Origin of the sequence: Nostoc foliaceum FACHB-393, assembly GCF_014698505.1 — a bacterium.
GTDB classification, from domain to species: Bacteria; Cyanobacteriota; Cyanobacteriia; order Cyanobacteriales; family Nostocaceae; genus Nostoc; species Nostoc foliaceum_A.
On record NZ_JACJTD010000119.1, the window covers coordinates 1 to 9,596 of the forward strand.

The 9,596-nt window shown below is 41.4% G+C and carries 11 protein-coding genes and 1 pseudogene; 8 read left to right on the forward strand and 4 right to left on the reverse strand.

Annotated features, from left to right (window positions below):
• Window positions 1–99 precede the first annotated feature (99 nt).
• Both H6G92_RS36910 and H6G92_RS36915 read right to left on the reverse strand, forming a co-directional pair.
• The gene (locus H6G92_RS36910; protein WP_242059487.1) at window positions 100–582 is read right to left on the reverse strand and encodes a hypothetical protein; all 483 of its coding nucleotides are present in this window, start codon (window positions 580–582) and stop codon (window positions 100–102) included.
• Window positions 583–686: 104 nt separating this feature from the next.
• Window positions 687–1,595 (reverse strand): annotated as a pseudogene (locus tag H6G92_RS36915) (hypothetical protein); the annotation flags it as partial.
• A 26-nt stretch (window positions 1,596–1,621) separates the two neighbouring features.
• On the opposite strand from H6G92_RS36915, the gene H6G92_RS36920 reads away from it, so the two are divergent.
• The 6 genes from H6G92_RS36920 (at window position 1,622) to H6G92_RS40985 (ending at window position 6,551) form a co-directional block, all read left to right on the forward strand.
• Window positions 1,622–2,866 (forward strand): strawberry notch C-terminal domain-containing protein, encoded by a 1,245-nt coding sequence (locus H6G92_RS36920; RefSeq protein ID WP_313890058.1) that lies wholly within the window; start codon window positions 1,622–1,624, stop codon window positions 2,864–2,866.
• Window positions 2,867–3,114: 248 nt separating this feature from the next.
• A complete protein-coding gene (locus H6G92_RS36925) occupies window positions 3,115–3,309 on the forward strand; it encodes a hypothetical protein (protein ID WP_190901585.1) in 195 nt (64 codons plus the stop codon).
• Between the two features lie 50 nt (window positions 3,310–3,359).
• The gene (locus H6G92_RS36930; RefSeq protein ID WP_190901587.1) at window positions 3,360–3,920 is read left to right on the forward strand and encodes a P63C domain-containing protein; all 561 of its coding nucleotides are present in this window, start codon (window positions 3,360–3,362) and stop codon (window positions 3,918–3,920) included.
• Between the two features lie 270 nt (window positions 3,921–4,190).
• Entirely contained in the window at window positions 4,191–4,640 is a 450-nt protein-coding gene (locus H6G92_RS36935; protein WP_190901589.1) for a hypothetical protein, read from the forward strand.
• A 175-nt stretch (window positions 4,641–4,815) separates the two neighbouring features.
• Window positions 4,816–5,583, forward strand: a complete 768-nt coding sequence (locus tag H6G92_RS36940; protein ID WP_190901591.1) for a ParA family protein — start codon at window positions 4,816–4,818, stop codon at window positions 5,581–5,583.
• A 2-nt stretch (window positions 5,584–5,585) separates the two neighbouring features.
• Window positions 5,586–6,551: a ParB/RepB/Spo0J family partition protein gene (locus tag H6G92_RS40985; RefSeq protein WP_190901593.1), complete on the forward strand. Its 966-nt coding sequence runs from the start codon at window positions 5,586–5,588 to the stop codon at window positions 6,549–6,551.
• 358 nt (window positions 6,552–6,909) lie between these two features.
• On the opposite strand, the gene H6G92_RS40990 is transcribed toward H6G92_RS40985, so the two are convergent.
• Together H6G92_RS40990 and H6G92_RS40995 are read right to left on the reverse strand one after the other, a co-directional pair.
• Window positions 6,910–7,455 (reverse strand): sigma-70 domain-containing protein, encoded by a 546-nt coding sequence (locus H6G92_RS40990; RefSeq protein WP_313890059.1) that lies wholly within the window; start codon window positions 7,453–7,455, stop codon window positions 6,910–6,912.
• On the reverse strand, window positions 7,379–7,861 hold the full coding sequence (locus tag H6G92_RS40995) for a sigma factor (RefSeq protein WP_313890060.1): 483 nt from the start codon (window positions 7,859–7,861) through the stop codon (window positions 7,379–7,381). The genes H6G92_RS40990 and H6G92_RS40995 overlap by 77 nt, the downstream gene beginning before the upstream one ends.
• Before the next feature lie 379 nt (window positions 7,862–8,240).
• Between H6G92_RS40995 and H6G92_RS36955 the strand changes: the two genes are divergently transcribed.
• Window positions 8,241–9,200, forward strand: a complete 960-nt coding sequence (locus tag H6G92_RS36955) for a ParM/StbA family protein (RefSeq protein WP_190901595.1) — start codon at window positions 8,241–8,243, stop codon at window positions 9,198–9,200.
• Window positions 9,201–9,208: 8 nt separating this feature from the next.
• On the forward strand, window positions 9,209–9,499 hold the full coding sequence (locus tag H6G92_RS36960; protein ID WP_190901597.1) for a hypothetical protein: 291 nt from the start codon (window positions 9,209–9,211) through the stop codon (window positions 9,497–9,499).
• Window positions 9,500–9,596: the final 97 nt, after the last annotated feature.

Sequence of the window (9,596 nt, forward strand, 5' to 3'; positions counted from 1 at the left end):
GGCATTGTAAGAGTGATAGGATGTCGAACATGGGCGAATTGTAGTTTTTGAGTTGTCGTTTGGGAAGACAATAACTCTACTACAGAGCGCCCTCTCTCTTCATACTCTTGTTTTGGCGAAGGTATTGTTTAAAGCACGTATTTCTTCACAGCCAGCATCTTTATCTGAATCTTCAGAATTTGGTTCTTCTTTTTCAGAATTTGGTTCTCGTTTTTCAGCATTGGCTTTCTCCCAAAACTCCTTCATTCGGCTACCATGCAAATTCTTCACCATCCAACTAGCCGTTTCTCGGCCGTCTTGAATTGACTTGTCCGGCTTGAAAATGAATAGTCCACTGTCAGAAAGAATTTTCTTCGCAGAGATAAAAGTACTGTAACCCAAAGCAGAAGTTAGCGGCATCCACCGGGAACCGTAGGGGTCAGCCGTCCAGCATTCCTGCCAGAGTTGATTGACTGAAGGTTTTTGTTGCGAAGCCCATAACATATCTTCTATGGGAATAATCACATGAAGTCTTTTATACGGTGACTGTGGTTTATTAGCAGCAGCCTTTTTGAGCTTGAGACGAGTAATAGTTGCAGTCATCTTTCAATCTCCTATTATATTGACACACGGAAATTTCCCCCACTGTGATGCGGGGCTTGGTACTTGTATTTGGTTATCTAAAAAGTCACCGATACACTGAAACCCTATTGAGGTTGCCAGAATCGCAACTCGTCTCGTGAATACCTGTCAGTCTTTTTCGATTGCTCCTTCCAGTGATCCCATGCAACCACCAGTTCCTCGCCTAAATTCTGCACCACCTCACCCCTCTCGACATACAAAGTACGGTATGGGTCAGCGTGAGCAACAATAGAACCAACGATAATTGTGTCCGGTTGAGAGGAGGCGTTCTGGAGAGCAGTAATTAAATCAGTCTCCTGGGTGGTCAATTCCGCCAAATAATCTGATTTAATCACCTCATACTCTTGGGCAACATCCCAAAACTCATGCCAAGTACACCCAGGTTTTGACAGCACCCGTCGAATATCACTAACCGCCTGGGGCAACATTTCCAATTGTTCGGCTCGGTAAGCGATCGCAGTTAATGTCGGTTCACTACCTAAAATTAGCGCTGCTGCCTCCAATGCCTGGGTATTGTTCATAGCACTAGCGAGATTCTTTAAAGCCATGCCCATTAAACGTAAGCATTCCTGGGCATTCTCTTTGGGTGGTTCTTGGGCTAGCGATCGCAAATCAATTGTCTTTTCCAGAGCTTGCTTCACCTGCTTGTTCAACGCTTTGGTCGCTTGCTGGGTCATAGTATTTCCCCATTCTTGAGAAGGGCGTTGTTCAACAGCGTGTTCCAATTCTTGGATACGTTGCTGGAGTTGTTGATTCTCAATCTCCAGTTTTCTTAAGCCCTCCATCTCATCCAAACGCTGCTGTAACTGAACGTTTTGCTCCTTCTGCTGCTTGTACAGGTTTTGCAAGGATGAGATTTGCTCTTGCACTTGTTCTTCTGCTCTGGCCGATACTTCTGCTTGTAGCCCAATTCTCAATTCCTGCTCTAGACGCTCTAACTCTTGCTGGTGTTGCTCTTTGATTTGGGCGATCGCACCGCACAAACCAAGCATCAGCACCCGTGTTCAGACCTGTTACCACTAACGTTATAGGTGAACGCCGCTTTATCTCAACCATTGCCCGACGGCTGGACAGCTTAGGCGCTCTTACTCGCGGTCAACGGCAGACGGGTGGTAATGGGATATTTGAGGCTAAGGATAATCTGGAATCGAACTATGCAGAACACGCGCTGTATGAATTATTCAGACAAATATACCAAGGTCGATTTTATGAAGTTCCACTAGGGACTTTTGAGCAAATGACGGGACTTAACTTAACCTCTCATGAAGGCGAAATGAAAATCGACCTGCCACCCCTGCGGCAATTCCTCAATCGGCTGCTGGCTTTAAGGATTGGGATGCAAAACATCATTTTTGAGCGTTTTGAATTGTTGCTAAGTCAGCAGATTGAAGCAGCGATCGCAGCAGGGGTCTACGAGATGGGGGTGGAGACTTTACGGGCTGAACGCTTTACTGTTGAGAGCCAGGAAGCTGTATATACTCATGCTCAAACTGGTAGCGTCACCAATTACTTGAAAGTGGAACGCACCCAAAAGAACAGCATCAAAACTGCCGAAGAGATGTTGGAGTTCGCAACTCAATATCAAGGAATGCTCATGATCAACTCCAAGTCAGGCAATGCTGCTGTGTCAATTCCAACACATAGTATATACGACTCTGAGGGTGGAGTTGTCCCAAGAGTTTTGCTGATTCGCCCACAGAAAGAAACTCGCGTACCAGTCAAGGATTTAGAATCTTCCACTTGGAAAGCGGTTTGTGTCGATGCGTTCATTGCAGCGTGGTCGAAAGAGGTAGATACGCTGCCCAAGTTCACTACCGATTACCTGCATTTGGTAACTGGTATTCTCCTACCCATCTGGAAAATACTACCACAGCAGAATAGTCGAGTATTCCGACTACAAACCAGCGATGGACAAAAGATTCTCGGTCGGGTGGTAAATGCTCACGACATTCAAACCGTGCGCGAACAACTTGGACTAAGGAACCAGATGCTTTCTCCAGAAGAACTTGTTTTGCTGGTACTGAACCAGAGATATACACAACAGTTGCCGGGTGGCGTAACCTTGCGACGTTCTTTCATTGCTAATGAAGCTCGCATAGAACTGGTTAATGCTATCTCATTGGCAGAGCGGCTCTTAGCTGCTGGATGTTTCACCGAGATCATCAACTGGCAAAAGCGGGTATTCATTCCGGTTTCAGACAAAGCCCCAGCTATTCTAGCGGCTGTGATTGAAATCTTGGGTTAATTCCCAACCTCAAAGACCCAGATAAATGCCTGGGTCTTTTTTACTTTTAAAAAATTAATAAGCTAATCGGTATTGAAGTTTTACCTTCATCCTTTGAGTGTTAACTCTTACCCCTTACTGGCGTTGACTATCTTAACTAAATACTGATTCAAATAACTTTGGGCAGCGATGATAACACCAAGGGAAGTGCAATCTACCATACAAACGCTCCGCGAGAAATTGATGAAATTTTTGTGGAGAAAGCAATCATGGCTAAGAAAGACTTCACACCCGCCCAAGCCGTTGAGTTGTACATTGGCAACTATCGGTTTGATGCCATTAGGATTGTTGAGACGGAAGAGTACCGCATGTCTCAAAATCAAATCCTTTCAACAATTGGTATCAATCGTAACTGGCTAATCACGTTACTTTTAAAGCACCTAAAGTCTATCAAAAGCTGGTAGGGCATGGATTAAATCATGTTACCTTTTTTGCGGAATATACTGTCAATGGCGTGGGAACCCGTGCTGAAACTATATCAGTAAAGGATGCCAGAATAATTTGGCGCTATTTCGACACGAAAGGAAATGCACAAGCTCAAAAGCTAATAGATGCCTTGTCTGAAGACTCACTCACTAGCAGATTCGATCAAGTCTGGGGAGAGTCGCGGACAGTTGAACAACGACGCATCGATGATTCTCGCATCTTGGATACGCCCCGCCCTTGGACGAAACTTTTCGAGACTGAATTTGAGGAGAATCTAGCACGGATAAGCAAGCTGCATAAGAGGCACATACAAAATGGTAAATACTATTGGGAGTTTGTCTACAACTGGATGACTCCAGAAGAAAAAGCCAAGCTCGATATCGTTAATCCAATTTTGTCTAACGGGAGAAGGAAGTACAAAATACATCAAATGCTGTCGAAAGAAACAAAGGAGAGATTATCTCCCCATGTGATATCAGTTCTGGTTCTGATGAAGTCGGCTAACTCGGTGGCAGAACTGAGGCGGCTGGTGCAAAGGCAGTACGGAATTGATCAGCCTAATCTGTTTGATGGTTGGGAAATCAAGTAGTTAGTGTGAATTTGCGGTAAGCTGACAATACCTTACCGCAACCAAGTTGCACGATGATGTGATTGAAGCATCTGTATCCGGCTATGTTCAGAAGACATTTATCGCTCCTTCTGCTCTGTTGGTAACTTTAGCTAGCAACCATCTAATATCTAGCAATAGCTCAACCTACCTCACTATTTTTAGTTAGGAGTAAGTGTTAATTCTTCACACTTGTTATAGTTAACCTTATGTTACAAAACCAAATGTAGTTAATCAAGCTTTCATCGTAGCATGGTTAAAAATAGCGTTAATAAAAAGCCAGATAAAACAATTAAAAAGCGGCATCGATTTTTTCTCAATCCTTATAGTGATTGTGCGTTCACTAAATGCCCCAAATGCGATACTAAAACTAAGTTACGCAAGTTCCCTTTGGTAATCCACATTGAACCTAAACAGCTATTTTTACTAAATAAACAGTGTAAATATTGCCCAAGCTGCGACTTAATTATTGCTAAAAAACAGGAAATTGAGCCATTGATGGCTGCTACTTTTGTCCAAACAAATCCTCAAATTGTAGGTAATAACTATGTAGTTATGGGAACAGTTGATAAAAAAGATTGGAAGGAAGGCGACAAAAATTTGCTTTCCCCATCAGAAATGATCGGACGCATATACGTCTTCAAAGATGTTTGGAATTTTGAAGTCATTCCGGCAGGTTGGTATCCTAACGAAGAAAAATAACTCCTGAATTCTGTTTCTGCTGTCAAAAATTTTTTCTACAACCAGATCATACCTTTGGTCGCTGATTTGATTGGAAAGACACAATCTTGGCATAACTCAATAGTTGTGTTCTCCTTTAACCAGAGCTACAATTTGCCGTATTAAGGGTAGATATTTAAAATTACAATTTACACTCGTGAGCAAAACTATTGTCATTGCGTTATTTAACCAATCAGGAGGCGTTGCTAAGACTACTCTTACCCAAAACCTGGGTTATCACTTAGCTTCTAATCAAAACCATGTCCTACTTATAGATATGGACCCACAGGCAAGCCTAACGAATTTTATGGGAGTAGACCCAGAAAGTCTAAAAAAAACACTCTATAATGCCATCATTGATGAAGAACCGCTATTTATCTATCCAGAAAGTATTCATGGGATGAAGTTGGCTCCCACAAATATCACCCTTAGTGCAGCTGAACTTCTCTTACCTACTGCTGATGCAAGAGAATATCGTCTCAAAGAAGCCCTAGCACCTATTAAAGATGAATACGACTTTATCTTAATTGACTGCCCGCCTTCTTTGGGCATTCTCAGTATCCTCAGCTTAACTGCGGCTACACATTTAGTTGTGCCTATTCAATGCCAATTTAAATCTTTTCTTGGCACTGACCTTTTACTTGATACTGTTGGGCGAGTTCGTAAAAAACTCAATAAAAACTTAGAAATTGCTGGATTTATCCCTACAATGCTTGATAGCCGTACAGCACAGGAAACTCGTACTGTTAACGCTATACAAGATCAGCTTTCGCAAATAGCAACAATATATCCTGCTATCCCAAAATCAATTGCATTTGCCGATGCTTCGGAACGTCGGATTCCATTGGCTGTGTATGATAAAAATCATGCAGCACTTAAAGTTATGAATAAGATTGTTAAAGATTTAGAAAAACTCAAAGTGTAAAAGTGACTAAAAAAGACGTAGTATACAGTGCAAAGCTTAAACACGCTAATCCTCTTGATTTAATATTTAGCGATGGTGATTCTGAACTAACTACACCTGAAAATCAAGCTGCTAGTATCAAAACAGAGCGAATTAGGTTAGATCCAACCCAACCGCGACGCTATTTTGACCTCAAAAAGTTAGAAGAACTCACGCAGTCCATAAAAGTAGTAGGAATACTTGAACCCTTGCTAGTGCGTCCTTTAGGAAATGGGGACTATGAACTTATTGCAGGGGAACGCCGCCTCATCGCAGCAGGAATGGCTGATTTAGAAGAAGTACCTGTTGTCATCAAGGAAATGGATGATGCTACCGTAAAACAGGTTAGATTAATTGAAAACTTACAGCGTGAAGATTTAAATGCATACGAAGAAACTATCGGGATTTTAGAATTACTTGTTTTACGGTTGAAGATGTCGCAGGATGAGGTCGTAAGCCTGCTCAATCGTATGGAAAAAGCTAATCGAAAAAAGGCGGATAACGTTATCCGCTCAGATGAGGTTGCAATAGTTGAGGGTGTATTTATGGCGTTTGGCAAACTGTCCCCTGAATCATTCCGAACAAATCGCTTGCCTCTATTAAACCTGCCTGATGAAATTCAGCAAGCTTTATCTCAAGGTAAAATTGAATATACAAAAGCCAGAGCGATTGCAAAACTCAAAATTGACGAAGATCGGAAACAATTACTTAGTCAAGCAATAGATAATAATTTATCACTAGTTGAAATTCAACAATTAGTACGGAATATTCAGAGTAAAGAGGAAGGTAATGATAATCCCCCATTACTTAAATATCAATATAAAGAATTAAGTAAACAACTGGCTTCATCTAAAGTTTGGGATAATCCGAAGAAAAAGAAAGCTTTGGAGAAATTGCTCAATCAAATAAAAATTATTTTAGAAGAACAAGAGGAGAGTACCGAAAATTAAAACTGAAAATTGAATAAGTGTGATTTCTTTTTATCTATCGGAAAAGGTCTATGCATGAAAACTGAAAAGCTTGTCAATTAAGAGCTTTAGTTCCCTTCACGCGAATAAGAACTGCTATACCACAGTAGACAATATCTGATACTGCTCCTTTCAGGGTAGCCAACGAAGATACGTTGTTTAAGTGCTACCCTCTTCAATCCTCCACTCAGATTTTGGGCTTTTTGATGGTTGAAATAACCAATTATCATTCTAAAGTTCACCACCTTTAAAGGGCTATATCTGATACTTACAATTTGACTAAGTGCGGGAGAAGTGGTTTCAGCAACAGCGATTCCTTCTCCTTGGACATAAACAGTTTTTAACTGGCCAAATAATCTTTAATTTTGTCTTGCTCACGCCGTAAAGCTTTGATACCTTGTCCATGAGCAGAGCGTACCTTGGAATGAGTGAGATTAAGTTTTTGTGCAACCTGTTTTGCAGTCAACTTGTCCTCGCCTGACAACCCAAACTGTAACATTAAGACTTGGCGTTGATTTGGTTTCAAGGTAGCTAATAAATCCTGTAAATCTGATCGGAGACATTCTAGAGCAACATACTCTTGTGCGGAGATTCTTTCGTCGGGTAATATCTCTTGCAGTTGGTTTTCTTGCTCCTCTCCAATTCCTAGCTCTAAAGAAACTAGCGGACGAAATGCGTTTAGGCATTCGGCAACTTGTTTAGGTGATGCATCAACAGCTTCAGCGATTTCTATAATAGTGGGTGTTCTTCCCAAGGTTTGAAAAAGTTCAACGTGTGCCTTTTTGATTTGCATCAATCTTTTGGTCAGGTCATGGGGTAGGCGAATAGTATGGGATTGTTCTGCAACTGCTCTGGTAATTGCTTGCCGAATCCACGCCTTTTGCATAAGTAGAAAATTTATAGCCCCGATTCGGCTCAAATTTTTCTACCGCTTTTTGTAAACCTATTGCTCCCTCTTGAATCAGATCCAAAAATTCCAGCTTACTCCAACGATATTTTTTAGCGACTGCAACCACTAAACGGAGGTTGGCAGTAATCATTAAATGTTTTGCCAGTTGCCCTTGTTCAAGGATTTGGGTTAATTCTGCTTCTGTTTTATTCACCTCGGCAGAGAGTTCAGACCCATTTGGAGAACGCTTTAGCCGTTGCACAAGAAGATTCTTTTGCTGCTCAAGTGCCAGCATAGACCTTACAAGTCTTGCATAGAAAATTTCTTGTTCAGGTAATAGCCTATCAATGCGACCAATTTCTCGTAGGTAAATTCCAAGTGTATCAGAGCTTTGGCTAGACATCTTGCGTTGCGTAAAGCTAATTTAGACCTTGACAGTAGAGTATAAATCAAAGAGTTAACAACGATCTAAAATTAATTTCTGCTTCGTTGATAAAAAAGATTTCAAAAATTCCTGATGGGGGCTATATAGGGGCTATATATACCCCAACAATAGCTTAAGACTTTGGGAACATTTTGACCCCTATATAGGGTGTATATAGGTGCTAAATGGGGTATATTTGACTGGCTAACATTTTATACCCCATTTAGCCCCCAAGGGGTTATGATAAGCTCTTGAGATTAGGCAAAAAAGGGGAAGTTATTTTATTCTTCTTTCTCTTGCTCTTGCAGATCGCTTGAACAGATAATTTTCACAAATTAAAGTGTATTACTTGGAGCAGATGTCAAACATTCACACCTTACAAAAAATTTTTCCGGCGGGTTTCGATAACGGTTACGGAAGTCTCAAACTTTTAGTCGATGGCTTTGAAGTAGTTCGTGTCCCCAGCTATATTTCAACAGCCGAGATGGAAGATGTGCCAGGGCGTGTAGTTTTTAATGGCAGTGCTTACACAGTCGGAGAGTCTGCTTACCGTACAGGGAATTATTTTGACCGCAACACAGACAATAATGAAAATAAAGTCAATAATGCGTTGCTGACTTTATTGGGTGCATTGGCACATCTCCCACACCGTAGGGCTTGGCACTTAAAATTAGTCGTTAGCTTACATGATGTCGGTCTGGCTGAAGAATTACAAAAAGTACTCAATGGAGAATATCAGCCAATACTTGCTGGCAAGCAATCAGACGTGAAAGTAGAAGTCCTGAAAGTTGTACTAGAGGGGATGGGTGCATTGTTTGGGCATCCACTACCAAAAAAATTAACCATTTTAGACTTTGGCAATGGTACGACCCTGTATTCTCGTTACAACCGGGGTCAGCGAGAAGTTCATACCGCCTACCCCATCGGTGTAGAAGTTCTCATCGATGATATCTCCCAAAAAATGAAACATCTAAATGGCGGAAAAATCGGAGACCCTTCCATTATCCGATTTTGTTTGGAAATGGGGCATACCCGATACAGCCGTGACATCGATATCAAAGATATATACAGCGCTTCTTTAAAAGATTGGTATGAAAAATACTTGAAGAAAGTGGTGAATCTGACACTTGATGCCAAGCACCAAGGGGATGAAATCTGGGCGATTGGTGGAGGCTGCCTCTTACCAGGATTTAAGAAGCTGTTGGAGAAAAACGGCTTCAAAATCCTGGACAATCCGGTAGAAGCCAATGTCTCTGGGCTTTTAGAGATGGCAAAGACTATTTTTGCCAAGAACCCAACTACTACATCTCTTAAGTGAATATAACTATGGCTGATAAAAAAGACTTAGCACCGGAAAAAGTTCGCCTCAAAGATAATTACCGAGAGCGCATATTTGCAGAATCGCAAAAACTAGATAAAAGTTACCTGGACACCCTTTACTTTATAGTTGATTGCTATTTTGTTTTCATCAAGGCTGGATTACCTGCACAACTTTTAGCTGACACACCCATTAATACTGAGTCAAACCAACCCAAGTCTTGGACTCCAACTCCATTTGCAGACGAAAAAGAAGAGGATTCTTTAGGAGAAACATTCAGCCTTGATTTTGATTTGTAACCGTCACAGGAAGTTGGCAACCAATACTTTTCGGTTAAGGGGAAAAGGGGAATGGGAAAGGGAAAAGAAAAAACCTTTAACCCTTACCCTTTAACCT

Excerpts from the sequence above, each read along its gene's own strand:
- H6G92_RS40990 (WP_313890059.1), bottom strand. The coding sequence starts at position 7,455 with ATGCAAAAGGCGTGGATTCGGCAAGCAATTACCAGAGCAGTTGCAGAA.
- H6G92_RS36910 (WP_242059487.1), bottom strand. The coding sequence starts at position 582 with ATGACTGCAACTATTACTCGTCTCAAGCTCAAAAAGGCTGCTGCTAAT.
- H6G92_RS36955 (WP_190901595.1), top strand. The coding sequence starts at position 8,241 with ATGTCAAACATTCACACCTTACAAAAAATTTTTCCGGCGGGTTTCGAT.
- H6G92_RS40995 (WP_313890060.1), bottom strand. The coding sequence starts at position 7,861 with ATGTCTAGCCAAAGCTCTGATACACTTGGAATTTACCTACGAGAAATT.
- H6G92_RS36960 (WP_190901597.1), top strand. The coding sequence starts at position 9,209 with ATGGCTGATAAAAAAGACTTAGCACCGGAAAAAGTTCGCCTCAAAGAT.
- H6G92_RS36935 (WP_190901589.1), top strand. The coding sequence starts at position 4,191 with ATGGTTAAAAATAGCGTTAATAAAAAGCCAGATAAAACAATTAAAAAG.
- H6G92_RS36925 (WP_190901585.1), top strand. The coding sequence starts at position 3,115 with ATGGCTAAGAAAGACTTCACACCCGCCCAAGCCGTTGAGTTGTACATT.